We start from the raw sequence: 26,519 nt of genomic DNA on the forward strand, positions 1-26,519 counted from the left end.
AGACTTGGCGCCCCGCTTTGCTTAGGCTAACCTTCAAGCTGAACTTAGCCAAGCCTAAGTGTTGCACGGTCGCGTGATGCGGTGAGCAGAGGATGTCATGAGCAAAGCATGGGCCGCGGGAGTGCCGCGATGACGGCCATCATCGACACCGAGAACAACGATCACACCCACTCCGGCGTCGTCGGCACCATGAATGCGGCGCAGGTCTGCGCTGCGTGGGCCGCAGCGGGCATCAGTTCCGACCATGTGGTCTACGAGCGTGAGAACCGATGGGTCTTCGCCGGAGGCCACCGCGCTGAGCTCACGCTCACCACCGAGACGATCACCACCATCGCCGGCGACGGAGAGACTGTCGGCGAATGGACCGGGTCACCCGCGGCCGTGATCGCGAAGGCGTTGGCGGAGTTGCCGTTCCCACATTGGCGCGTCTATGGCTGGGTGGGCTTCGATTTCTGTGCCCCGGGGCTGGGCGCCGGCCATCATCTCGCTGCGGGCAGTGTCCTCGCGCACCTCATCGTGCCGGAGTTCGAGGCCTGGATCGACAACGACGGGATACGCATCGAGGGTGCCGACACGGCCACCGAGGCGCGCCTGCGGCAGATCGCGGCGGACACCGATCACACCGATGCGGTGGTGCCGCGCCCCCTGCCGGTCCACGAGGACACCTCCGACTACCGCGCGCGGGTGGCGACCGCCGTCGCCGAGATCCACCGCGGCGACTATGAGAAGGTCATCATCTCGCGCGCGGTAGAGGTCCCGTTCGACGTCGATGTCGCGGCCACCTACGCCGAAGGTCGCCGGAACAACAACCCGGCGAGGTCGTTCCTGTTGCGACTCGGCGGCCTCGAGGCCGCCGGGTTCAGCCCGGAGCTCGTCGGCGCCGTCGATGCTGCCGGGACTCTGGTCACCGAACCGCTGGCGGGCACCCGTGCGTTCGGCCGATCGGACGAGATGGATCGGTCGGCACGTGCCGAGCTGATCTCCGACGCCAAAGAGATCGTCGAACACGCGGTGTCGGTGCGTACCTCGTTCGCGGAGGTCCAGTCCGTGGCCGTCCCCGGCACCACCGCGGTCACCGAGTTCATGGTCGTCCGCGAACGGGGAAGCGTTCAGCACCTGGCTTCGACGGTCGAAGGCACACTGGCTCCGCAGTTCGGACCGTGGGATGGACTCGAGGCGCTGTTCCCGGCGGTCACCGCGTCCGGAATCCCGAAAGCGGCTGCGGTCGACGCGATCTACCGCCTCGAGGCCACCCGCCGTGGGCTCTACTCGGGTGCGGTCCTGACCGCATCGTCGGAAGGCGAACTCGAAGCCACCTTGGCCCTGCGCACCGTCTTCCGTGAGGACGGACGTTCGTGGATCCGGGCGGGCGCGGGGATCGTGGGGCAGTCGTCCCCGGACCGTGAGTTCGAAGAGACCTGCGAGAAACTCGGCAGTGTCGCGCCGTATCTCGTCGAGCGCGAGCTGCACCACGGCCGTGAGGACAAGAGGTGAACTGTGTCGGCAGTTGTCATTGATGAATTGGTCAAGGACTACGGAGAGATCCGAGCGCTCGACCAGGTGAGCTTCGCGGTCCCTGAAGGTGCCGTGCTCGGATTGCTGGGTCCGAACGGCAGTGGCAAGACCACTGCGTTGTCGATCTTGGCGACGCTCCAGCGACCGACGGGTGGTCGCGCAACCGTCGGTGGATTCGACGTGGTCGGCGATCCCGCCCGCGTGCGGGAACTGATATCGCTGACCGGGCAGTACGCGTCGTTGGACGAATCGCTCACGGCCAGAGAGAACCTCACGATGTTCGGTCGGCTGACCGGGTTGAGCAGGCGTGGGGTCCGCGCGCGGATCGGCGAGGTGGCCCGCGACTTCGGTCTCGAGGAGTTCATCGATCGACGGATCGGCACGCTGTCCGGAGGCATGCGTCGCCGGGTCGACATCGCCTGTGCGCTGGTGACGAGGCCGCAGGTGCTGTTCTTGGACGAACCGACCACCGGACTCGATCCCCGCAGCAGGCAGTCGGTCTGGGAGACGGTCTCCACTTTGCGTACCCAGGGCATCACGGTGCTGCTCACCACCCAGTACCTCGAAGAGGCCGACCGGCTCGCCGATCAGATCGTCATGCTCGATCACGGGCACGTGGTCGCCGAGGGCACCTCCGAAACCCTGAAAGCCCGGGCGGGTGGGGCCATCTGCGAGATCAATGTGCAGGATCCGACCGATCTGAATCGCGCGCGAACGGCACTGGCCGGGCTGGCGCTGATCGAGAACGGCGACAGTACCGCCGCCACAGCGCATCCACGTCTCGGGGTGGCAGCGCCGGATGGGATGGCCACCGTCGCCGACGTCATCGCCCGCCTGCAGGACCACTCGATCGAGGTGTTCGACATCGGCCTGCGCCGACCCTCGCTCGACGAGGTGTTCTTCCGGCTGACCGGGATCGACCCCCAGCCCGTCGACAGCGCCACCGGCGATATCGGGTCGGTTGTGCCGTGAGCCTCGCCGCCCAGATCGACCGCGCGCCGGCGAGCAACGCAGCGGTGCGTACGAGCGTTCGCTTCGGGCCTGCGCTGCAGGTCCTTTCGGCTCGTTCGATCGGTTCGGCCTGGCGCGACGGTGATCTGATCTCCGGTGCACTCACCCCGGTCATCTTCTTCGTGTGCTTCTATGTTCCGCTGCACGGACAGTTCGAGCGGTCCGGCATCGACTACGCGCAGTATCTGACGCCCGTGATCCTGCTGCAGACAGGACTGTTCACCGCGATCATGGCTGCGCAGAACGCGGGCATCGACGCCGCAGCCGGCGTGCGCGACCGGCTCACGTCGTTGCCCATCTCCCGATCTGCACCCATCCTCGCCCGGATGTCGGTGGTGATCGTCATGTCGCTGGTCTCGACATCCGGCGGCCTCATCATCGGTTCCGTCTTCGGGTTCCGCTTCGATACGACGGCAGTCGGGATCGCGGTGTTCGTACTCCTGGTCGTGGTCTTCGCCCTGGCACTGAGCCTGCTCACCGACGCGCTCGGGTCCGTGATCACCAACGCGGAGAGCGTCGGACAGGCTCTGATGATCCCGCAGCTGATCCTGGTGATGCTCTCGACCGGCATCGTGCCGGCTGCGGCGTTCCCGGAGTGGGTGCAACCGGTGGTCCGCAACTCGCCGGTTTCTCAATTCGCCGACGCGCTACGGGCACTGTCCACCGGATCGGAATTCGACGCCACCGCACCGACCATCTGGGCTGTCGGCCTGCTGGTCGCCGGAGGCGTGGCCGCCGGTGTGGTCGGTCGCCGGGCGGCGAGTCGATGAGTCAGGCGCAGACGGCTTCAGTCGCTGCCACCGCATCTTCCGTCACTCGGAGCCGTGTCGGTCTCGGCACCCAGAGCACGGTGCATGCCGCGGCATTGCTGCGAGCGTGGTCCCGCGATCCTGCTGTCGTGGTGCAGGCTATCGTCTTCCCCGCATTCCTGCTCGTCATGTTCCAGCTCGTTCTCGGTGAGACCGTCACGGCGATGGGCGGTGGTGACAGCGTGTACGGCAACGTCGGGCTCGTCGCCCTCGTGGGCACGATGTTCGGCACCGTCTCGACCGGTCTGAGTCTGACCGCCGAGCGCGAAAGCGGGCTGCTCGGGCGGCTGTGGACGTTGCCGGTGCCGCGGATCGGTTTCATCACCGGGCGGCTGCTGGCAGAGATCGTCCGTACCGGGATCGGCACGATCATCTTGTTCATGGTGGCCATCCCCATGGGATTCCGGTTCGAGCAGGGAATCGCTTTGGGGGTGGCGGCCATCGGCGTCGCGATGCTGTGTTCGCTCGGCTGGGCGGTGCTCGTGATCGCTCTCGCCACCGTCTCCTCCGGCAAACAGATCGTCACCCACCTCGGCGCGCTGTTCCTGTTGATGCTCTTCTTCAACAGCGGATTCGTCCCGGTCACCGAATATCCGGGATGGCTGCAACCGATCGTCCGATACCAGCCGATGAGTCCGGCCATCGACACGATGTCCAGCCTCACCGAGGGCGGCGCCATCGCGGCGCCCCTGGCGCTCACGCTGTTGTGGGTGGCGGGCATGACGGTGGTGTTCGGGGGATTGGCCGTCAGGGGCTATCGCAGAGCTGCGGAGAACAGCTGAAATGAGGAATACCGTCGTGACAGGACACAACGCATCGGATGCATTGGGACTGAGTCAGATCCGTGAGCAGGTTGCTGCGCAGCTCGACATCGCGGTCGACGACGTCGCGGTCGACGCAGACCTGATCGGGCTCGGCCTGGACTCGATCCGGATGATGAAGATCGCCGGCTCGTGGCGAAAACGGGGTCATGACGTGAATTTCGCCCAGTTGGCAGCGGCCCCCACCATCGCGGCCTGGGCCGAACTGATCGGGGTGGCAGCAGAGCCCACCGTCGCGGACATCGCTGCACCCCGGGTCGATTCGGCGTCGACCGAGTCGTTCCCGCTGGCGCCGATGCAGCACGCCTACTGGATCGGGCGATCGGATGGTCAGGAGCTGGGTGGGGTCGCGGCACATCTCTACGTCGAATTCGACGGGTCCGGCGTCGATCCCGAGGTGCTGCGCGCAGCGGTCGGTGCACTGGCGGCGGCGCATCCGATGCTGCGTGCGCAGATCTTGCCCGACGGTACCCAGCGGATCCTGCCGGCCCCGGGGCGCGAGGTGTTCTCCGTGGTCGACCTTCGCGATCTCGCCCGCGATGAGCTCGACCAGCGGCTCCACACGATCCGGGACACGAAATCACATCAGGTGCTGCCCATCTCGGACGGCCAGGTCTTCGACATCACGCTGTCGCTGCTGCCGCAGAACCGGACCCGGCTGCACGTGGACGTCGACATGATCGCAGGCGATGCGACGAGTTATCGCACGATGCTCGCCGACCTCGCCGCGCTGTATCACGGGGCCCGGATCCCCGCGGTCGACTTCACCTACCGTGATTATCTGACATGGCGCAGCGCCAACCCCGACCCAGCGCGTGATCGCGACCGGGACTGGTGGGCCGAGCGCCTCTCGGAATTACCTGCTGCACCGGCACTTCCCCTCATTCCGCAGTCGCAGCGTACGGACTCCGGTCACGTCGTCCGCCATCACCACTGGATCGACGCCGAGGCCAAGGAAGCGCTCGCAGCGGCCGCCCAGGAACGTGGTGTGACGATGGCGATGGCGCTTGCCTCTGTGTTTGCGGAGTCGATCGCACGCTGGTCCAGCGCCCAGCGGTTCCTGTTGAACCTGCCCCTGTTTCATCGCGAGCCGGCGCACCCCGATGTCGACCACCTCGTCGGCGACTTCACCACATCGGTGCTGCTCGACGTCGATGCCTCCGCTCCGACCACCATTGTCGATCGGGCGCGACAGATCCAGAAGACCATGCACGCCAATGGCTCGCATGCGTCGTACAGCGGTTTGGAAGTGCTTCGCGATCTCGGCAGGCAGCGGGGTGAACAGGTTCTCGCGCCTGTCGTCTACACCAGCGCCATCAATCTCGGTGAGCTCTTCTCCAGCGAGGTCGTGGCCACCTTCGGAGAACCCGAATGGATCGTGTCGCAAGGCCCCCAGGTGCTGCTCGATGCGCAGGTCACCGAATTGCGCGGCGGCTTGTTGCTGAATTGGGACGTCCGGGAATCAGCATTCTGCCCCGGCGTGATCGACGCGATGTTCGCGCACTATCGGGGCGCGGTCGACCGGTTGACCATGTCGGGTGCCGCGTGGGAGGCCGACACCACCGGTCACCTGCCGCTCGACCAGCGCGCGGTACGGGACAGCGTCAATGCCACCGACTTCCCGACCAGCGATGATGTTCTGCACGAGGGCTTCTTCCGGTGGGCACAGGCAACCCCGGATGCACCTGCAGTACGTTTCGGTGCCGACGGGATGCTGACCTATCGCGAGGTGTCCGCGCGAGCCCTGGCGGTGGCGGGGGCGTTGCGCGACGCCGGGGTACGGCAGGGACAGGCCGTCGCCGTCCAGCTGCCCAAGGGTCCTGACCAGCTCATCGCGACCCTCGGGATCCTGGCCGCCGGTGCCACATACGTCCCCGTCGGACACGACCAGCCCGCCGCCCGGCGCGCGCACATTCTCACCGCCGGTGACGTCGTGGCCTGGCTCGGCGTGGACGCGACGGCCGGGCAGCAACCGGAGGCAGTGGTGTCGCTGTCGTACTCCGATGCCGCCGGTCATCGAAATCCGCTTGCGCACGCGGTGATCCCGGATCCGGAGGTGCCGGCGTACGTCCTGTTCACCTCCGGTTCCACCGGGGTCCCGAAAGGTGTGCAGGTACCGCATCGCGCGGTGATGAACACGATCGAGGATCTGCATCATCGGTTCGGGGTCACGGCCACCGACAGCGCGCTGCTCGTGTCGAACCTCGAGTTCGACCTCTCGATCTACGACATCTTCGGACTGTGGGGGGTCGGAGGTACCGTGGTCACCCTCACCGATGCCGAACGTGCGAACCCGGACACCTGGGTCGACTTGATCGATCGGTACGCGATCACCCTGCTCGCCTGCGTCCCGAGCCTGCTCGACATGTTGCTCAATGCGACGCCGGCCGGCAGTACCGCCCTGACGTCGGTGCGAGCGGTGTTCCTCGGCGGGGACTGGGTGGGTGTGGACCTGCCCAGGCGCATGGCGGCCCTCTCCCCGGGCGTCCGCGTCGCCGGGCTGGGTGGCACAACCGAAACCGCCATCCACGCCACGATCTGTGAAACCGTCGACCCGCCCGCCCACTGGGCGGCCGTGCCCTACGGGGTGCCGCTGCACAACGTCCAGTGCAGGGTCGTGGACGCGGCGGGCAACGACTGTCCGGATTGGGTCACCGGGGAACTGTGGATCGGTGGCGCCGGTGTCGCACTCGGCTACCGGAACGATCCCGAACGGACGGCCGACCGGTTCATCCGAAAGTTCGGGCAGAACTGGTACCGCACCGGCGATCTGGCCAGGTACTGGCCGGACGGTTGCCTCGAATTCCTCGGCCGCGCAGACCATCAGGTCAAGATCCGCGGGTACCGCGTCGAACTCGGCGAGGTCGAGGGCGCCCTGCGGCTGTTGCCGGGTGTGCACCGCGCCGTCGCGTCGGTGATCACGACGGCCGCACCGAAACTGGTCGCCGCCGTCTCACCCGAGCCGGGCGTCGAACTGGATCATGACGTGGTCCTCGAAGGTCTGCGGGAATTGCTGCCCGGCTACATGATCCCCGGGCACCTGCTGATCATCGAGGTCTTCCCGATCACGAGGAACGGCAAACTCGACCGGCGGGCAGTGCAGACACAGCTCGAGTCCGGTGAGGACGAGAACGCATTCGAAGCGCCCCGGACTGCGCTCGAACGGGCGCTCGCGCAGATCGTGGGCGAGTTGCTGGGCGTCGACGTGGTGGGACGAGGTGACGATTTCTTCTCTCTCGGCGGCGATTCGGTACTGGCGACCACTTTGATCGCCCGCATCCGGGAGTGGCTGGACGCGCCCAGGGCCGGGGTCGCCGACGTGTTCTCCGGACGGACCATCGCCACGATCGCCGATCGCCTGGCGGTGTCGGACAACTCGGGCGATCGGCTCGAACGCGTCGCCGAGATGTACCTCGATGTCCTTGCGCTCGACGATGACGACCTCTCGCAATTGGTGGCGGAGTAGAAGATGACCGAAGACTCGACGACCCCGAAACCGGTGGACACGCTGCTTGTTGTCGGTGCCGGCCCCAAAGCGCTGGCGGTCGCGGCGAAGGCCGCGGTGATGCGCGATCTGGGTCTGCCGGCACCACGGGTCATTGCCGTCGATTCCCATGCGGTCGGCGGGAACTGGGAGGCGGGCGGCGGTTGGACAGACGGGCGGCACCGCCTCGGGACCAGTCCGGAGAAAGATATCGGGTTCCCCTATCGCTCCAACATCGCGCCCGGCCACAATCAGAAGATCAACGCCGCGATGATGGCGTACAGCTGGTCGTCTTTCCTGGTGGACCGCGGCACCTACGCGGAGTGGATCGACCGTGGCAGGCCCAACCCCCCTCACCACAACTGGGCGAAGTATCTCCAGTGGGTCGCCCAGAAGATCGACCTCGAATTGGTGGTGGGCACGGTGACGTCGGTGTCCTCGGACGGTGCCGGGTGGACCGTGCAGGTGACATCGGCAGATGGCACGGCACGCACCCTGCAGGCCGACGGGCTGATGATGTCGGGACCCGGTCGCAGTGACCGGGCGCTGGCCTCCCACCCGAAGGTATTGAGCATTGCCGAGTTCTGGAATCTGGCCGGCCGCAGAGAGATCCCGCCCTCATCGCGGGCTGCGGTGATCGGCGGCGGCGAGACTGCGGGGTCTGCACTCGACGAGCTCATCCGTCATGACGCGATGACGATCTCCGTGATCTCGCCGACGGCGACGATCTACACCCGCGGTGAGAGTTTCTTCGAGAACGCTCTGTTCAGCGACCCGTCGAAGTGGGCCGCGCTGAGCACCGTCGAACGCCGCGACGTCATCCGGCGGACGGACCGCGGGGTGTTCTCCGTCCGGGTACAGGAGACCCTGATCGGCGACGCCCGGGTGCATCATCTGCAGGGCAGGGTTGTCCGGGTGGCCGACCAGAACGGTTCGGTCGCCCTGACCCTGCACAACGAACTGCGTGCCGCGCAGGCACACACCTTCGACCTGGTGGTCGATGCGACCGGTGGTCAGCCTCTGTGGTTCATGGACCTGTTCGACTCGGCCACAACAGATCTGCTCGAGTTGGCGATCGGCTGGCCGCTGAATTCCGAACGTCTCGAGCTGTCCATCGGATATGACTTGGCCGTGACCGGTCTGGAACCCAAGCTGTATCTGCCGAACCTTGCCGGGTTCGCCCAGGGACCCGGATTCCCGAATCTCAGTTGCCTCGGCGAGCTCTCCAACCGCGTGCTGCGGTCGGACGACGCAAAAGCCAGGAGCGCCAGCCGTTCACAGGCCCGATCGGGGCGCCGGTGAACGGCCGCGGCGTTGTGTCAGGAACGCCTCATGGTGTGCAGCGCGATCCGACGACCGGGCCGTACGTCGAACTCCCCGAGTTCGGTGTACCCCCGCTTCTGCAACGCCCGCCGCATCCGGGTGTTGCGGTGGTCGGGGTCGACGATGATGGTGTCGCACCGGCGGTCCGCCGCGAAGATGGCGTCGGCGAGCTGTGCCATCCAGGCCGAGATGACGCCACGGTCGATGAATTCTGTTGGCCCGGTGGCGATGTGAAATCCCATGTCGCAGGGGTTGGCGTCGTACACCCGGGCGTTCTCGTCGCGGGCGGCACGGTACAACTCCACGTAGGCGACATCGGTCACCCCGGCACTGCCGACAGTGAGGTCTGCGCCGGACGGCGTCGCGTCGAACCCGTCGAGCTGCGAGACGTCGACACCGAGGATGCACGGTCGCGAGTAGTCTCCCGCCAACCGGGCCGCCGAGTCGGCGCGCCACTCCTCACGCGTCCACGGTTGCTCCCACGATTCGACCAGGTGCGGCAACGACATCCACGACGCGATGGTGTCGGGATCCGCACTGTCCGGATCGACCAGCCGGAGAGAATACGGAGTGGTGAACGTCGGGACCACCGGGGGGCCTGCCGCCCGGATGTCGTCACCGACATCGACGATTTCACGTTTGAGGACGTGCGATGTCATGTCGGGGGTGCTCCGTTCACGTGCATGGGGTCAATGAACGAAAGCCTACGTCAAGGCCTCGCGGCCTCCGCACCGCCGCCGAATATGAGGAGCACCACCCAATGTCACGTGATCTCGGATGGATCAGGCAATTCCACAAACCCGTCTCGGCTGACAATCCGCCTCTGCTGATCTTCCCGCATGCGGGAAGCGGCGCGTCGACCTACCGGGCGTTCTCCAAGCAGCTCAGCGCGGATCTCGATGTCGCGATCATCCAATACCCCGGTCGACAGGACCGCGCCCGCGAAGCACCGGCGCAGACCCTGCCTGAACTCGCCCGGGGGGCGTTCGGCGAGTTCGTGTCGTCCCGATGGAATCGACAGGTCCCGATCGCGGTCTTCGGACACAGCATGGGGGCGATCGTCGCGTTCGAATTCGTCCGGCTCGCCGAGGCCGCCGGTATCGAGGTCCGACTGCTCGGGGTCTCGGCCGCGGTCGCGCCGTCGCAGGTCGAGAATCTGCCGCCGCACCCCACAGAAGACCCCGAGTTGCTCGCCCATCTGTCGGCACTGAACGGCACCGGCGGTGACGTGTTGGCCAGTGCTGATCTGATGAGGATGGCGTTGCCGGTCATGAAGATGGACTACCGCGCGTTCGACGCATACTCCTGCGCGGCAGACGTCACCGTCGCCGCCGAGATCCAGGCGCTGGGCGGGGCCGAAGACCCCTTCATCAAACCCCGCGAACTGTACGGCTGGTCCGCACACACCACCGGGGAGAGCGGGGTGAGCGTCTTCGACGGCGGCCACTTCTATCTGGACGAGAACCGGGATCCGATCGCAGAACTCCTGGCGCCCCAGCCGTCGGTGTCCCCAACCTCGGTGTCCCAAACCTCGGTGACCCAGACCTCGATGTACCGATAGGAACCTTGACATGACCGATGACACAGCCGATCCCATCGTCATCTCCGGGATGGCCGTGGAGGCACCCGGTGGTATCGACGACCTCGGGTCGTTCTGGGACGCCCTGCGCGGCGGACACGAACTGATCGGTGCATTCCCCCGCAACCGGGACTGGGACATCGAGGAGGTCCTCGCGCTCGATCGCGTCGCCGGGTGGACGAAGGTCGCTGATGCCGGTGGGTTCCTCGACGCGGCAACCGAATTCGATCCGCTGTTCTTCGGCATCAGCCCCCGCGAGGCGGTCGCCATGGATCCGCAGCAGCGGGTGGCACTGCGGGTCGCCTGGCGTGCTCTCGAGCATGCGGGCATCAATCCCGGGGCGCTCGACGGTGAAGAGGTCGGTTGCTACATGGGCGTCTCGATCAGCGAGTACGGCCCTCGCGCCGCAGCGGTCAATGAGTTCAGCGGGCACCGCATCGCCGGTACCGCCCTCGGCGCCGCGAGCGGTCGGATCTCACACAGCCTCGGGCTCATCGGCCCCTCCGTCAGCGTCGACACCGCATGTGCGTCGTCGCTGACAGCCCTGCACCTGGCTGCGGGCGCGGTTCGCGGTGATGAGTGCGACTGGGCGATCGCCGGTGGTGTCTGCGTCATGGGTTCCCCGGCAGCCTTTTACGAGTTCTCCAAGAACAACGGTCTCGCCTCCGACGGGCACTGCCGTTCCTACGCCGCCAACGCCACCGGCACCCTGTGGGGTGAGGGCGCCGGTGTCGTCATCGTGGAGCGCGAATCCCGGGCTCGGGCCATGGGGCACCGGGTGTACGGCAGGGTCGAAGCGACCCGTATCAACCACAACGGCAAAGGCATGCCCATCGTGGTGCCCAGTGCCTCGGCACAGGAGAAACTGATCCGAAAGACGTTGCTGGCAGCCCAAATCGAACCCCGCGAGGTCGGTTTGATCGAAGGACACGGGACAGGCACCCCGCTCGGTGATCCGATGGAACTGACCGCCTTGCAGAACACCTACGGCAAGTCCGGTGCGTCTGAGGTGAAGCTCGGATCGGTCAAGTCGAACGCCGGGCACGCCCAGGCGGCATCCGGGATGTTGGGTCTGATCAAGGTGTTGCTGTGCGGCGATCACGGTCAGACGGCACCGAGCCTGTTCGCCGACGATCCCACGGACAAGGTCGACTGGGACGCTTCGGCCCTGCGTCTGGCCGACGGTCTCGATCACTGGGAGCCCACCAACGGCGTTCGATACGGCGCCGTTTCTTCCTTCGGGGTGTCCGGCACCAATGCCCACGCGATCATCGGAATGCCCGTGCCGGCTGACGTCGGTCCGCGGAGTCCGTCCCAACGTGCGAACACTGCCGCGGAGGTCTCACATGCCTAGCTACCGGTTGCCCGACGGCCGTGTCCCGGTGATCGTGTCCTCTGATTCGGCGGAGCTGTTGCGGACCGAGGCCGCATCCTTGGCCGACTACCTGCACCGGCACCCGGAGGTGACGGTCGGGGACGTGGCCTCGATGCTGATGCGCACCCGGGTCGTCCGGCGACACCGGGCGATGGTCCTGGCCACCGACACCGCGCAGCTGACCGAAGCGCTCGAAGCCCTGGCCGAGAGTGCGGACCACGCGGACGTGGTCGTCGGGAGAGGCGCAGCTGCCAAGCGCACCACCGGATTCATCTTCCCGGGTCAGGGCAGCCAGCGACCGGGGATGGGCAGGCTGTTCTACGACCTCTCGCCGGTGTTCCGCGAGTCCGTCCACAACAGCAATGCGCTCTTCGCGGAGCTGTACGACATCTCGCCTCTGGATTACCTGCTCGGAGAGGAATCCGACGAGCGCGAGGACATCCGGATCGTCCAGCCGGCGTTGCTGATGCAGATGGTCGCGCTCGCGGAGATGTGGCGATCAGCAGGAGTGGAACCGGCGACCACGGTCGGGCACAGCCAAGGCGAGATCGCTGCGGCGTACCTCTCCGGGGCGATGTCGTTGGCCGACGCCATCCACGTCGTGACCAGCCGGGCGAACCTGGTCGTCGAGTTCTCGCCGACGGGCTATTCGATGGCCGTCGTCGCCATCGACCGCGACGAATGTGAGGCGATGCTCGCCGCGAACTCCGGATGGGCCGAGCTCTCCGTCGTGAATTCACCCCACATCCTGTGCATCTCGGGTGACCGCGGCACGGTCATCGAAATGGTCGAAGCCCTGACAGCGCAGGGCAAGTTCGCCAAGGAGATCCGGGTCGACTATCCCGCGCACACATCGATAGTGGCCAAGTTCCGTACCAAGCTCGGCGAGGCGATCGGCGACAAGCTCGAGAACCAGGCGTTTCTCGAGACGGACATCGGTTGTGTCGGTGGCACGCTCGGCAAGCAGGTCACGACCGACTACCTGCTCTCCGACTATTGGTTCTGGAATCTGCGCAATCCGGTCCGGTTCGATCTCGCGGTCGGGGCGGCGATCATCGGTGGCGCCGACACGTTCATCGAGATCGCCGAACATCCGACCCTGATGCTGGCCATCGGCGAGAACATCAGCGTCACCGCACCTGATGCGACGATCCCGGTCATCGGCACCTCGCGCCGTAGCTCTGTCGACCTCTCCGAGTTCACGAGAAATCTCGCCACGGTCGCGGTCAACGACACCGGATACCGCTGGGAAGCACTGGCTGTCGCTGACGAAGCGGTCCCGCCGCCATTGCCCCTGCGAGACTTTCCGGGGGTGCAGATGAAGGCGACGTCGCTGTGGGCGTCTCACCTCGCTCCAGGCGAGAAGCCCCGTGGTGCGGCAATGACGCCCGAGTATCCGCGTCGTGTGGTCGAGACCTGGACGCGGCTGCAGCGTCGCAAGCTGGGTCCACCGCGATCCCTGCTCATCGTCGAACACGGCGATGGCCGTCCCGATTTCGCTGCAGGGCTCATGGCCACGGCCGCCGACCACGGCGCGACCGCCACCCTGTACGAGGCGGGGGTTGTCGAGGGAACGTTCGATTCGGTGGTTGTCGTGCTACCGGCCCTGCCGAGCGTCGACCTCCCGACCGCAGTGGCCGGATTGGCACAGCTCTTCGGAGACCCGCAGTGGCTGCCCGACGTCGCGAGGAGTGCCGGCGAATGCTGGCTGGTCACGGTGAACGGCGAGTCCGTCCTGCCCGACGACGAGCTCCCGCAGCTGTTCGGCGCAGGCGCCGCGGCGGGATTCCGTTGTCTCTCCGCCGAATTCCCGACCACGGTGTTCCGGCACCTGGATCTTCCGGCGGACGCGCCCGCGGGAACGGTTGTCGGTGCGTTGCACACGGCAGGCGAATCGGACCTCGCGCTGCGTGGGGGCAAGATCTACGCCAAACGACTGGTCTACGCAGAGTCCGATGCGCCCGGAACCGACCCACGGCCCGCGACCGAGGATCTGAGTCACGTCGTGATCGTCGGCGGCACCGGCAAACTAGGACTCGAGTTCTGCGAGCACTACGCACGCGCGGGTGCCGAGCGGATCACTCTGTTGAGCCGCACCGGCGCGAGTGCGGCCATCGAACCGCGACTGCGGGCGATCCGGGCGCTCGGAGATGCTGACATCGTCGTCGCCTCCTGCGACGTCGGCGAAGAGTCCTCCGTGCTCCAGTTCGCTGCGGCACACGAGAACCTTCCGGCGGGGGTGCTCGTCCATGCCGCCGTCAATTACGTCGACGCAGGACTGGACGACATCACGCCGGAGATGGTCACCGAGGCCGCCTCCTCGAAGGTGCTGGGCATCGCCAACGTGCTGCGATCGTTCCCGCTCACCGCTGACTGCCGGGTGCTGCTGTGTTCGTCGATCGCGGCGTCACTGGGCGGTCGCGGTCAGATCCTGTACGCGGTGACCAATCGGCTTCTCGATATCCTGGCCCGCACGCTGCGGGTCCAGGGCATCGACGCCTACGCGCTGCAGTGGGGACTGTGGAGTGTGCAAGGTCCGCTCGATCAGGCGGCCGTCGACAGGGTCGAGGGCGCGGGCGTCGTCCCGATGAGGCCGGCAGATGCGCTGGCAGTCGCCTTCGAGGGCAGGCAGCGTGACTCGATCATCGCCGCGGCGGATTGGGCGCAGGTGCATGCCCTGGTATCGGCGTTCGGGCATGGATCGCTGATCGAGGGGCTTGTCCCGGAACCGGTGGTGATGGCAACCCCGCCCCCGGTTGTCGCAACCGGTCCACGTGCTCCGGCCACCGAGTTGCCTGCGCTCTCGTTCGCAGAACTCGTTGTCGCCGAACTGAACCGGGTGATGGGCATCGACGGAGGCGATATCGACCGGTCGATGCCGCTGGTGGCGCTCGGACTCGACTCGCTGCAGGCCCTCGACTTCCGGAAACGGGTGAAGGCAGAACTGAACCGGGACCTTCCGATCGAGGCCATCCTTGGTGGCGCGTCGTTGGACGAGGTCGTGGCGTTGATGGACGAGCAGTCCCGGAGCCGGGTCGGCTGACAGATGGCCGGCACACCTGGACGCTAGTAAGGACAGGCTTACCATTTCGGTAACCACCGTGGTTGAATGAGCCGAACCATAATTGCGGACCAGATGTGAGTAGAAGGCAGATGCAGTGACCGGGAAACCAAGTTCAGGTGTCAACATGCCGACGGTGTTCGTCGCCGCTGGTGTGTCGGCGATCATCTCGGCCCTGATCGTCTCGATCGGCGTGGTCGGAGTCCTGTTCGCCGTCGACTCCGACAACTCCAGCGCCACGGCCGCGCAGCCGACCGTCGTCAATCTCGGTTCCGCCGCCAACCAGCAGGGGACCGCGCCGGTCGCCGGAAACGCACAGACCACGGCGCCTGCGGCTCCGGCGCCCGCGCCGACGACCCAGGCTCCCGCAGCCGCTCCGGCTCCCGCCGTGGGCGGCGGAACATCGGGAGGTGGCGGCTATGCGGCCCCGCAGTCGCAGGCCCCGGCAGCCACACAGGCACCGGCAGCGGAGACGGAACCACAGGTTGATGCACCCGCCGCGCTGTCGACGGACGAACTGAACAGCAAGCTCAAGACCGTCCTGAACGGGTCCAGTGGTCAGAAGGCAGATGAGCTCGAGGGTGGCGCCAAGGCGGTGCCGGTCGGCGAAGGTATCGGCAGCACTCTGCGTACGTTCGAGCCCGTGGGACTCAAATGGTGGATCGCCGGCCCCGTGAACGTCAGCGGCAACACGCTGACCGCCAACCTGGTGCTTCGCTCACCCGGATTCAACGACGCGACGATGGGTCTCACCTGGGTCTGGAAAGACGGCAAGTGGAAATTGTCGAACACCAGCGCCTGCGAGATCGCGGCCTACGCGCAGGTCCCCTGCTCCCTGTAACTCCCAGGGGAGATAGTTGATCTCTTCGTGGCGGCCCGACTCTGCCCACACCAGCTGAAAGATTAGTAAAGGCCGTCAGATGTCAGAAGATGTGATTGCGCGACGAAAAGAGCTGCTGCGCCGAAGGTTGCGTGAACGCGGACTGAGTGCAGAGACCGCGCCGGTACCGGTCCGGGTACCGGGCGAACGCTCGCCGCTGGCTCCCGGCCAGCAGCGGCTGTGGTTCGTCCAACACCGCGACCCGGCCGACACCACGCTCAATGTGTGTGTGGCATACCGACTCACGGGTGCTCTGGACCCGAACAAGCTGCGTGCGACGGTGAATGCGGTCGTCGAGCGACACGAGATCCTGCGCACCTCCTACGGCGTCGACGACTCGGGAACTCCGTACCAGGTCGCCGCGGCGCACGTGGACGTGCCGTGGAGCGAACACGATCTGTCCGAGCTCCCCGAGCAGGGCCGGGCCCGCCGACTCGAGGTGCTCGCACGACGACAGTTCTCTCGCTCATTCGACCTGAGCTCGGACGCGCTCCTGCGGATCAGCCTGGTGCGCACAGATGTCGACGAGTGGGCGTTCATCTTCGTGGTGCATCACATCTGTTGGGACGACGATTCTTGGGAGGTGTTCTTCGGCGAGGTGAACGCCGCCTACAACGCCGGATCCGAGCCCCAGGCCCCGACGGCACAGTTCGTCGACGTCGAGGTGCTCGGTCGACGCCTGAGCGAAGTCGACGACACGACGGGTATCGAATACTGGCGCTCGAAGTTGCGCCCGCCGCCCGAGTGGCTCGAACTCCCGGCCGAGAATGCAGGTCCCGCAGCGAAGACCGCAGGGCACGGCAGGCGCGATATCCCGTCCGAGGTGATCGACGCCGTCACCCGGTACGCGAGGGAGCAGTCGAGCACACCGTTCGCGGTGCTGCTGGCGGCGTTCAACGCTGTTGTCAATCGCTACACCGGTAGCGACGACTTCCTGGTCGCCGTACCGATCGTGGATCGCGCCGCGTCTGCGCAGTCGCTGATCGGCTACTTCGGCAACAGCCTGCTGTTGCGGTCGAGTGTGCGTCCCGACGGGACCTTCGCGGATCTGGTCGCCGCCACCCGTGACGAGGCGCTCGGCGGATTCGCGCACCAGCACATCGGGGTCGATCGCGTGGTCCGGGAGATCAACCCCGACCGTGTCAGCGGCAGCGATGGGCTCGAACACATTGTGCGACTCAGCTTCTCCACCCGAAAGAGTGCGGTCGGCTTCGCGCTGGACGACGTGCGTGCCGAGCAACTGGAGCTGACCAGTTCGGTGACCCAGCTGCCCCTCGGGCTGACTGTGGTGCTCGGCGACGACGGAGCGCATGTGGAGGCGGAATACTTCGCCGATGTACTCGACGGACGGATAGTCGACCGGATGCTCGCCGGTTACGTGGATCTGCTCCGCGGCGCCGTGGCCGAGCCGGACCGGCGGATCGGTGAGCTGGACATCCTCGGTGACGAACGGGCCGAGGTGATCGAACGATCGCTGGGCGAGCAGGTCCCCTCGGCCGCGACAACGTTGCCCGCGATGATCGAGGCCCGGGTCGCTGCGCATCCGGACCACCCTGCGGTCACCGACGATCACGTCGTGTTGACGTACCAGGACCTCAACTGTCGCGCAAATCGTCTGGCGCACTGGTTGATCGGTACGCATAGCATCGGTCCCGAGGACATCGTCGCCCTCGAGGTCGCGGCCTCGGTGGAGTTCGTCGTCGCGGCGACAGCGGTCCTCAAGGCAGGTGCGGCGTACCTGCCGATCGACCCGTCCTACCCGGGTGACCGCATCGCCTTCATGATCGAGGACGCGAATCCGAAACTCGTACTGGGCGCAGCCGAACTCGCAGCAGCAGAGCGCGCTGCGGGCGGCCTCTCGGTTGCCGATCCCGTGGATGCGGACAGGGTGACGCCCCTGCTGCCGGAGGCGCTTGCGTACGTCATCTACACGTCGGGCTCGACCGGTAAGCCGAAAGGTGTCTCGGTACCGCACGTGGCCATCGCGGACCACCTGTCGGGTTTTCACGCTCAGTTCGGGATGACCGCGGACGACCGGCTCGTGCAGACGTCGTCGGTGAGTTTCGATGCGTCGTTGTTCGAGGTTTTCTGCACCCTGACCCTCGGCGCCACTCTTGTTGTTCCCAAACCCGATGCCCTCCAAGATATTCCGTACATGGCAGATCTGCTGGTGCGTCAGCGGGTGACGGTCATGCACATGGTCCCGTCGATGCTGAGCATGTTCCTGCTACTGCCGGGTGTGAACGAATGGACCACGCTGCGGCAGATCCCGGTCGGCGGAGAGGCGTTGCCCGGTGAGGTGGCGGACAAGTTCGGGACGGTGTTCGACGCGCAACTGCGTAACAACTACGGTCCGACCGAAGCCGTGGTGGCCGCAACGCATTACCCGGTCGATGGCCCGCAGGGTGTGCGAGTGGTCCCCATCGGGGTGCCCAACCGGAATGTGTCGGTATATCTGCTCGATCGAACACTGCAGCTTGTTCCGGCCGGAGTCGTCGGTGAGATCTACATCGGCGGTGATCAGCTTGCGCGCAGTTATCACGGCCGCCCGGCGCTGACTGCGGAACGGTTTGTCGCCGATCCGATGCGACCCGGTGGCAGGCTGTACCGCACCGGGGATCTGGCTCGGCGCAACGTCGATGGCGATATCGAGTTCGTCGGCCGAGCAGACGAGCAGGTGAAGATTCGTGGATTCCGGATCGAACTCGGTGAGGTCGAGGCCGCGCTGTCCACCCACCCGGCAGTCGCCCGTGCGCTCGTGATCGTGACCGAGGATCCCAACGTGGGACCCGCGCTGGCCGCCTACCTCGTCGGTGAGCGCGGCGCGGTGGTGGACATCGATTCGGTGCGCGAACACGCAACCGCGGTCCTGCCGGACTACATGGTGCCCAGCGCATTCGCCGTGATCGACGAGGTGCCGCTGACCGCGCACGGAAAACTGGACAGGGACGCGCTTCCGGACCCGGCCGACGCGGCGCCGCGAGTCTTCCGCGCGCCGGCGACGGGCACCGAGATCCGCGTGGCGGCGCTGTTCACGCAGCTGTTCGGCCGGGATTCCATCGGTGCCGACGATTCGTTCTTCGAACTCGGTGGGCACTCGCTGCTCGCCGCCCGCCTGGTGACGCAGATCCGTACCGAGTTCGGGGTGGACATCGACGTACGCGCGCCCTTCGACACCCCCACGGTCGCCGGTCTGGCCTCGTGGCTCGTCGCGCAGGTGCGCGATGAGTTCGGTATCGACCTCGATGCTGCTGACGACGACTACGAACCGATCGGTGGCGCAACGACACCGCAACGGCCGCCGTTGGTGAAGCGGGATCGTCCTGAACGCGTTCCCTTGTCGTACTCGCAGCTCGCGATGTGGTTCGCGCGGCGTTTCGAGGGTGCGAGTGCTGTGGGAAACATTCCCATGGCGGTGCGAATCGACGGCCCGGTGGACGCGACTGCGCTCACTGCCGCCATGGGCGATGTGGTGGCGCGCCACGAGGCCCTGCGCACGACGTTTCCCGAACACGAGGGTATTCCGTACCAACTGATCGGGCCGATCGCCTCTGTGCCGCTACCGATCACGGTGCTCGGCGGTGAGTCGGTCGCCGAATCGGAGATGGAGCTGGCCGCGCACCTCGAGGCGATCGCCCAGTACAACTTCGCAGTCGAATCCGAGCCGCTACTGCGCGCGCACCTCTTTGTGCTCGGTGACGACGCGCACGTGCTGTCGATCCTGGTGCATCACATGGTCATCGACCACTGGTCGTTCGGGGTGCTGTTGTCCGATCTCGGTATCGCCTACCGACATCGCCTCGCGCACGGGACGGGCCCTGACTGGGTGCAGCACCCGATCGAGTACGCCGATTACGCATTGTGGCAGCGTGACCTGTTCGATGGCGATGGAGCGTCGGTCGAGGTGGGTGCGGCCCAGATCGATTATTGGCGAACCACCTTGTCAGGTGCACCCGACGAGATCACCGTGGCGCCAGATCACCCACGACCGGCGGTACTCGGTAAGACGGGTGAAGTGGTGTCGTTCTCGGTGCCGGCGGAACTGCGTACCCGCCTACGGGAGATGGCCGACACGATCGGCGTCAGCGAGTTCATGGTGCTGCAATCGGCCGTCGCGACCCTGCTGCACAAGCTCGGTGGCGGCGACGACATCGCGATCGGTACGCCCGTCGCCGGCCGAACCGACGAGGTGACCACGGATCTGGTGGGACTGTTCGCGAACATGGTCGTGTTGCGCAACATCCTCGGTGGTGAACTCTCGCTCCGCGAGGTCCTGCTGCGGGGACGCGACGTCGCACTCGGTGCCTACAGCAATCAGGACGTGCCCATCGAGCGCCTGGTCGAAGCACTCAACCCGCGGCGTTCCCGTTCCCGCAATCCACTGTTCCAGGTCATGATGCATTTCCGGGACGACTACAGCGCCCCGGACAGCCAGGCGTTCACCGAATCCGGGGACACCACGCTCACTCTGCTGCCGGTGGAGTTCGAGACCTCGTTCCTGGATCTGAACATCATCTTCGCTTCACAATCAGGCGGTGGACTGGGTGCACGTCTGGTCGCCGCGGGCGATCTGTACACCCGGGAGGGTGCGGAATTACTCGCTGCGCGGCTGATGCGTGTGCTGGCGGCATTCGCCGACGACGTCGATCAACAGGTCCGGCGCATGGACGTGCAGTCGCCGGACGAACGGGAGCGGGTGCTCGGCACCTACAGTCGCGGCGCAGACGTGACTCCCGGCGCTCTTGCTGCGCGACTGAGCGCTGTTGGACGGCAGAGCCCTGATTCGGTTGCCGTGGTGCGTGGTTCGCAGTCCCTGACCTATGGGGAACTGCGGTCCGGCGATGCTGCTGGATTCGCCGACGTCCGCGAGGTGTTCGCGCGCGCGGCCGGAGGCGACGGGCCCGCCTCGACCGGTGGGCCGGATGCAGTCGACGGGCCTGTCGGCGTGCGACTGATCGCGGCGTCGCCCGCGTCGCCTGCGGGCACTGCCGAATTGCTCGCAGGACTCGCCGGGTCGGCAACAGTGGTCCTGGCAACCGATGCAGAGCGAGATGATCCGGTTGCGCTGGCACATCTCATCGCCAGGCATTCGGCCGAGCGGGTCGTCGCGGAGCCAGAGGTGTTGGCGCTCCTTGCTCATTCAGGCACATCCGTGATGCCGTCGGTACGCAGCTGGGTTGCGTCGTCGCCGGGCGGACCGGCTTCCCTGGCCGAGGTGCTCTCGGCACTGTCCGAGAGATCGACCAGTCATTACTACTATGCGCCTGCAGATTTCGGATCTGTGGCCGTGGTGGGTCAGATGGGCGGGAAGCGGTCGGGCCGTCCGGCGCCCGGGGCGTCGGTGCTGATCCTCGACCAGTCGCTGGCGCCGACACCGGTCGGTGTGTTCGGTGAGGTGTACTTGGCGGGTACGGAGACCGCCGTCGGTGAGTGGGTGTCGAATCCATACGCGCCCGGGTCGCGGTTGCTGCGTAGCGGGGATCGAGCCAAGTGGGACCACGACGGACGCCTGATTTTCGAGATCACCGCCGCGGACGTGGCAGTCGCCGGTGTCGGAGGTGGCGGGGAAGCTCCCCAGACCGCCACGGAGAAGGCGATGTGCGACCTGTTGGGGGAACTTCTCGAGATCGACGACGTGGGCCGCGACGACAACTTCTTCGCGCTCGGCGGCGACAGCGTGATCTCCATTCAGATGGCCGGGCGGGCGGCGGCCGACGGCCTGCCACTGACCCCGCAGATGATCTTCGATCATCACTCGATCGCAGAACTCGCGGCCGCCATCGACGACGCGCTCGCCAATCCGCCAGTCGAGGTGGAGGCCGCCGCGGAGCCGGTGACCCTCACCTATGCACCGATGAGTGCGTCCGGACTCAGCGACGACGCACTGGCCGCTCTCACGGCCAACTGGAAACCCGGATCATGACCGGAGGGGTGGTCGATCGGTCGGCGCCGCCTGCCATCGAGGATGTGCTCGCGCTCAGCCCTTTGCAGGAGGGTCTGTTCTCGCTGTCGAAGATCGCCGGTGACGATCTGGACCTGTACTCCATGCAGTTCATCGTCGAGATCAGCGGTCCGGTGGATGTGGCGTTGCTACGCCGCAGCGTCGACGTGATCTTCCAACGGCATCCGAACCTCCGGGTGTCGTTCTACGACCGCGACATCCCGACGCCCGTGCAGATCGTGCCGACGTGGGTGGACGTCCCGTGGTCCGAGCGTGACGCCGACCCCGCCGAATTCGATGCGATCGCCGAGGCGGAGCGGCGCACGAACTTCGACCTGTCCTCGGGTCCTGCGTTGCGGGTGGTCCTGGTCGACTTCGGCAACCAGCGCGGCAGCCGCAGCGACGACGCGCCGGGCCACGGGGGCCGCCGTCGATTGCTGATCACGGCGCACCACATCTTGATGGACGGCTGGGCCGTCGCGATCTTCTTCCAAGAGTTGCTCGCACTGTACGAGGCGGGCGGCGAGTCGGCCTCGTTGCCCGCGCCGCGGCCCTACCGCGACTACATCGGTTGGCTCGCTGCTCAGGATTCGGTGGCGGCGACCGACGCGTGGGCGACCTACCTCGCCCGGTTGAGTGCTCCTCTGATGCTCGCCGAAGGGGCGGTGGCGCCAGCTGATGCAGTACCGAGGCGTACTCGTGTGCAACTGGATTCGCCTGACACCACTCGGCTGATCACCTGGGCGCGCACCAACGGGATCACCATCAACACCGCGGTCCAGTTCGCCTGGGCAGTGGTGCTGGGCCGTCTCACCGACCGCCGCGACGTGGTCTTCGGAACCACGATCTCGGGTCGCCCCGATGCGTTGCCCGGCGCCGAGACGATGATCGGACTGTTCATCAACACGGTGCCTTCGGTCGTCGACATCGACCCGGCCGGAACTGTTCTCGAACTGTGTAAAAGGCTGCAACGCGAGTCGGCGACGATGCGTGAGCTCGGCTTCCTCAGCCTGTCCGCAGTGCAGCGGGCCGGCGGCCGGGGCAGTTTGTTCGACACCCTGTTCGTGTTCGAGAACGCCCCGATCGGCGCCGTGACCGAACCCATCAGCCTCGGCGACGGCACCCGATTCCTACCGGTGGCGATGGAAAGCCTCGCCCACTACCCACTGACCATTGCCGCGTACCAGCTCGGTGTCAATCTCGTGGTGATGACCGAAGCCATCGACGGCGCGTTGCCGCACCTGCCACCGGCCGAGATCGCGGAACGAATCCTGCTGGTGCTCCGGCAACTACCGGATGCAGCGGATTCAGGTCCCGATCATCTGGAGGTCCGCCTGGCTGATGAGGTCACGGGCGACGAGCTGTCGGTATCGGCACCGGACGCGGTACCGAGCGGCACCATCGCGGACATCTTCGCGCGGCAGGTGGACGCGACACCCGACGCGCCGGCGTTGACCAGCACGCTTCGCGACTACACCTATGCAGAGCTGCACGACGACGTCATGCGTCTGGCGAATGAGCTGGTCGGCCGCGGTGTCGGTCCTGAGTCGGTGGTGGCGGTGGCCCTCGACAGATCTGCCGAATCGATCGTGACGATCTTCGCGGCGTTGTCCGCCGGTGCCGCCTACGTCCCGATCGATCTGTCGCTCCCGGCACCCCGGATCAGTTCGATTCTGCAACAATCGAATCCGAGGATCATCGTCACCGCGGGCCCACACATCGACCTGCTCGAGGCGGCCGGTGCGGGTCGTACGCAGCGCCTGGTCCTGGACGACCCGGCGACGTCTGCGGCACTCGGTGTCCAGTCGACGTCACGCCCGAAAGGTGTTGCGACGCCCGACCTTGCCGCCTATCTCATCTTCACGTCGGGTTCGACCGGTGAGCCGAAGGGTGTCATCGGTACGAATGGCGCAGTCGCAAGCTATTTCGTGGACCACCGCGATCACGTTTATGCGCCGGCCACGGCCCGGCTCGGCCGGAAACTCCGGATCGCGCATGCCTGGTCGCTGAGTTTCGATGCGTCCTGGCAGCCGATGATCGGATTGCTCGACGGGCACAGCGTGCACCTGTTCGACGGAGCGCAGATGCGTGATGCGGAGCAACTCGTGTCCGGTCTGGTCGCCCACCGGATCGACATGATCGACACCTCGCCGTCGATGTTCGGTCAACTCGCTGCCGCGGGCATTCTCGGGAGGCCGGAGGCGGAGCTCGACGGCACGACTGGCGCGCGATTGTCGGTGCTGGCACTCGGTGGGGAAGCGATCAGTCAGGCTCTGTGGCAACAGTTACAGGCATTCGAGGATGTCGACGTCTACAACTGTTACGGCCCGACCGAGACCACCGTGGAGGCGCTGGTCGCCCCGATAGCCGACTCTGATGTCCCGACGGTCGGTATCCCTGCCGATCGCATGACCGCCCATGTCCTGGATTCCAGGTTGCGCCCGGTACCGCGCGGCGTCGTCGGCGAACTGTACCTGGCCGGAGCCCAGGTCACCAGAGGCTATGTGGGACAACCGGGTGTGACCGCAGGGCGCTTCGTCGCCGATCCCGCCGCGCGCGGTGGCCGGATGTACCGGACGGGCGATCTGGTCCGACATCTCCCAGACGGAAACCTCACGTTCCTCGGACGTGCCGACAGCCAGGTGAAGATCCGCGGTTTCCGGATCGAGATCGGCGAGATCGAAACGGCGATGCGCCGGTTGCCCGGGGTCGAGACCGCCGCGGTCGTGGTGTTGCGGCGTCCGACGGGTGCGACCCTGGTCGGGTTCGTGGTCGGGGTGAGCGTGCCTGTCGCGCAGGCACGTTCGGCCCTGGCCGAGACACTGCCGACCCACATGCTGCCCGCCCGGGTGCTGACCGTGCCGGCGTTGCCGATGACCTCGAACGGCAAATTGGACGAGGCGGCGCTGATGACACTGGCGCGGGAGGCCCTGGCCGGTTCGTCGGGACAACAAGCGCAACCGGCGACGGACACAGAACGTCTGCTGTGCATGGTGTTCGGTGAGCTGGTGGACGGTCCGGCTCCTGGTGTCGACGAAGACTTCTTCGACCTCGGTATGGACAGCATCGTGGCCATGTCCCTGGTGAACTTGTTGCGACGGCAGGACGTTCAGGTGAGTCCGCGCCTCGTGCTGGCGAATCCGTCGGTACGGACCCTGGCTGCGGCGATCGACAACGGCGTGTTCGTGGGATCCGACGACGAAGGCGAACACGGCGGTCCGGGTGAGGTCGTCGCGCTGCCGGTTGTCCGCTGGATGTACGACTTCGGGCGGTTCCGGCGGTTCACGCAGACCACCCTCATCGCCCTGCCGAAGGGGTTGTCCGACGCCGAACTCGAAGCGACGCTGCAGGCGATCCTGGATTCTCACGACATGCTGCGGTCGCAGTTGCAGGACACCGGGACCGGGTATCAGCTGATCACCAGGACCGTCGGGTCGGTGCGTGCGACCGACATCCTGACCACGGTGTCGGTCGGTGACGACCTTGCGGCCGGCGTGTACCGTGCAGCGCCGACCGCGATGGACCGCATCGATCCGATGGCCGGGACCATGGTCGCCGCGGTGCGCCTGGTCGGAGGTGGCGATGACGAGGGTGATGTCCTCCTTCTCGCGATCCACCACCTCGCCACCGATGCGGTGTCGTGGCACGTGCTGTTCGGAGACCTCGCCGAGTGCGGTCGGCAGCTGAGGTCCGGGACCCTGCCCACCCTCGGGTCGGAGTCCACGTCGTACCGGCGGTTCTCGCACCTGCTGGCCGAACGCAGCGGCACAGCGGAGGTGCTCGAGCAGCGTCCGTATTGGGCCGTACAGGTCGGCGGGCCGGACCCGATCATCGGTGCGCGAGCGGTGAATCCGGACGGCGACACCTGGACCTCGCTCCGCACCACAGCAGCGCACACGTCCGTCGATCAGACCGCGGCCGTTCTCGCATTACTCGGCGGAGCGATCGGGATGAGGGAGTTCCTGCTCACCGCGCTCACGCTGACGATCAACACCTGGCGCACCGTCAACGGCCAGGACAAGTCGGCCGGCGCCTTCATCGCCCTGGAAGGCCATGGGCGCGAAGACGAGACCGTCGGTGTGGGTGTCGACACGTCACAGACCGTGGGCTGGTTCACGAGCGTGTTCCCGGTCCGCCTCGGTGCCGGCGCTGATGCAGTGGACCTCGACGTCGCGGCCAGAGAACCGGAATCCGTTCGTGCGCTGATCGATTCGGTGACAGAACACATCGCGGGTATACCCAACCGGGGACTCGACTACGGTCTGCTGCGGCATTTCGAGCGGGTGCCTGAACTGGTCGCGTCGACCGATCCGCAGGTGGAGTTCAACTATCTCGGCCGGTTCGACCTCAGCTCCGCCGGGGCCTCCGACACACCCGAGCCATGGGCACCCATCACCGATCTCGACCTCAACGACCGGCTCCCGACAGCGCCAGAGCCCGAGCTTCCGCTGCGGTACGCACTGGACGTGGTCTCGGTGGTGCGTGGCACACCCCTGGGACCGCAACTGGTCACGAGCTGGCGGTGGAGTGACCAGCTCATGGTGGAGGCGGACGCAGACCGGTTGGCCGAGATCTGGCAGCGTGCGCTGTCCGCCGTGGCTGCCGCACTCTAGCGCTCCGCCGGAACCGGAGGATTCGGGTCTTCGTCCGGCTTTGGCGACGTCCTCCGTCTGCAACGGGAGGACCTGCGCGGAGTCGGAGGAATTGTCGCGTCCTCCGA

The 26,519-nt window shown here is 66.4% G+C and carries 13 protein-coding genes; 12 read left to right on the forward strand and 1 reads right to left on the reverse strand.

All coding sequences use genetic code 11. The features are described 5' to 3' along the window. Positions 1-129: 129 nt before the first annotated feature. Genes J3S28_RS18480 through J3S28_RS18505 form a run of 6 tightly spaced genes read left to right on the forward strand, consistent with a single transcriptional unit; the run spans position 130 to position 8,942 of the window. Positions 130-1,494 carry a salicylate synthase gene (locus J3S28_RS18480; RefSeq protein WP_207842207.1) on the forward strand — a complete coding sequence of 455 codons (1,365 nt, stop codon included), beginning with the start codon at positions 130-132 and terminating at the stop codon, positions 1,492-1,494. Positions 1,495-1,497: 3 nt separating this feature from the next. Beyond that, positions 1,498-2,487: an ATP-binding cassette domain-containing protein gene (locus tag J3S28_RS18485; RefSeq protein WP_207842208.1), complete on the forward strand. Its 990-nt coding sequence runs from the start codon at positions 1,498-1,500 to the stop codon at positions 2,485-2,487. Next, positions 2,484-3,296, forward strand: a complete 813-nt coding sequence (locus tag J3S28_RS18490) for an ABC transporter permease (protein ID WP_207842209.1) — start codon at positions 2,484-2,486, stop codon at positions 3,294-3,296. The genes J3S28_RS18485 and J3S28_RS18490 overlap by 4 nt, the downstream gene beginning before the upstream one ends. Further along, positions 3,293-4,117, forward strand: a complete 825-nt coding sequence (locus J3S28_RS18495; RefSeq protein ID WP_207842210.1) for an ABC transporter permease — start codon at positions 3,293-3,295, stop codon at positions 4,115-4,117. Before J3S28_RS18490 ends, J3S28_RS18495 begins: the two co-directional genes overlap by 4 nt. A 1-nt stretch (position 4,118) precedes the next feature. Further along, positions 4,119-7,622 carry a non-ribosomal peptide synthetase gene (locus J3S28_RS18500; protein ID WP_207842211.1) on the forward strand — a complete coding sequence of 1,168 codons (3,504 nt, stop codon included), beginning with the start codon at positions 4,119-4,121 and terminating at the stop codon, positions 7,620-7,622. Between the two features lie 3 nt (positions 7,623-7,625). Then, complete coding sequence (locus J3S28_RS18505) at positions 7,626-8,942, forward strand: SidA/IucD/PvdA family monooxygenase (RefSeq protein ID WP_207842212.1); 1,317 nt, start codon at positions 7,626-7,628, stop codon at positions 8,940-8,942. A gap of 17 nt (positions 8,943-8,959) precedes the next feature. Here J3S28_RS18505 and J3S28_RS18510 read toward each other — a convergent pair whose 3' ends face one another. Then, positions 8,960-9,622, reverse strand: a complete 663-nt coding sequence (locus J3S28_RS18510) for a GNAT family N-acetyltransferase (protein WP_207842213.1) — start codon at positions 9,620-9,622, stop codon at positions 8,960-8,962. A 101-nt stretch (positions 9,623-9,723) separates the two neighbouring features. Here J3S28_RS18510 and J3S28_RS18515 point away from each other — a divergent pair, with 101 nt between their 5' ends. The 6 genes from J3S28_RS18515 (at position 9,724) to J3S28_RS18540 (ending at position 26,412) form a co-directional block, all read left to right on the forward strand. Continuing rightward, positions 9,724-10,524, forward strand: a complete 801-nt coding sequence (locus tag J3S28_RS18515) for a thioesterase II family protein (protein ID WP_207842214.1) — start codon at positions 9,724-9,726, stop codon at positions 10,522-10,524. A gap of 10 nt (positions 10,525-10,534) precedes the next feature. Next, positions 10,535-11,896 (forward strand): beta-ketoacyl [acyl carrier protein] synthase domain-containing protein, encoded by a 1,362-nt coding sequence (locus J3S28_RS18520; RefSeq protein ID WP_207842215.1) that lies wholly within the window; start codon positions 10,535-10,537, stop codon positions 11,894-11,896. Next, positions 11,889-14,960, forward strand: coding sequence for a nocobactin polyketide synthase NbtC (gene nbtC / locus J3S28_RS18525; protein ID WP_207842216.1), 3,072 nt, complete (start codon positions 11,889-11,891; stop codon positions 14,958-14,960). The genes J3S28_RS18520 and nbtC overlap by 8 nt, the downstream gene beginning before the upstream one ends. A 115-nt stretch (positions 14,961-15,075) precedes the next feature. After that, the gene (locus tag J3S28_RS18530; protein ID WP_207842217.1) at positions 15,076-15,819 is read left to right on the forward strand and encodes an MTB12 C-terminal domain-containing protein; all 744 of its coding nucleotides are present in this window, start codon (positions 15,076-15,078) and stop codon (positions 15,817-15,819) included. 79 nt (positions 15,820-15,898) lie between these two features. Continuing rightward, the gene (locus tag J3S28_RS18535; RefSeq protein ID WP_207842218.1) at positions 15,899-21,781 is read left to right on the forward strand and encodes a non-ribosomal peptide synthetase; all 5,883 of its coding nucleotides are present in this window, start codon (positions 15,899-15,901) and stop codon (positions 21,779-21,781) included. Positions 21,782-21,789: 8 nt separating this feature from the next. Then, positions 21,790-26,412 carry a non-ribosomal peptide synthetase gene (locus J3S28_RS18540; protein WP_372436036.1) on the forward strand — a complete coding sequence of 1,541 codons (4,623 nt, stop codon included), beginning with the start codon at positions 21,790-21,792 and terminating at the stop codon, positions 26,410-26,412. Positions 26,413-26,519: the final 107 nt, after the last annotated feature.

The sequence above is a fragment of the Williamsia soli genome (assembly GCF_017377795.1).
GTDB lineage: Bacteria > Actinomycetota > Actinomycetes > Mycobacteriales > Mycobacteriaceae > Williamsia > Williamsia soli.

Bases quoted from the DNA above. Each gene is read 5' to 3' on its own strand.
- J3S28_RS18495 (WP_207842210.1), top strand. From the start codon at position 3,293: ATGAGTCAGGCGCAGACGGCTTCAGTCGCTGCCACCGCATCTTCCGTC.
- nbtC (WP_207842216.1), top strand. From the start codon at position 11,889: ATGCCTAGCTACCGGTTGCCCGACGGCCGTGTCCCGGTGATCGTGTCC.
- J3S28_RS18515 (WP_207842214.1), top strand. From the start codon at position 9,724: ATGTCACGTGATCTCGGATGGATCAGGCAATTCCACAAACCCGTCTCG.
- J3S28_RS18500 (WP_207842211.1), top strand. From the start codon at position 4,119: ATGAGGAATACCGTCGTGACAGGACACAACGCATCGGATGCATTGGGA.
- J3S28_RS18520 (WP_207842215.1), top strand. From the start codon at position 10,535: ATGACCGATGACACAGCCGATCCCATCGTCATCTCCGGGATGGCCGTG.
- J3S28_RS18535 (WP_207842218.1), top strand. From the start codon at position 15,899: ATGTCAGAAGATGTGATTGCGCGACGAAAAGAGCTGCTGCGCCGAAGG.
- J3S28_RS18510 (WP_207842213.1), bottom strand. From the start codon at position 9,622: ATGACATCGCACGTCCTCAAACGTGAAATCGTCGATGTCGGTGACGAC.
- J3S28_RS18480 (WP_207842207.1), top strand. From the start codon at position 130: ATGACGGCCATCATCGACACCGAGAACAACGATCACACCCACTCCGGC.
- J3S28_RS18505 (WP_207842212.1), top strand. From the start codon at position 7,626: ATGACCGAAGACTCGACGACCCCGAAACCGGTGGACACGCTGCTTGTT.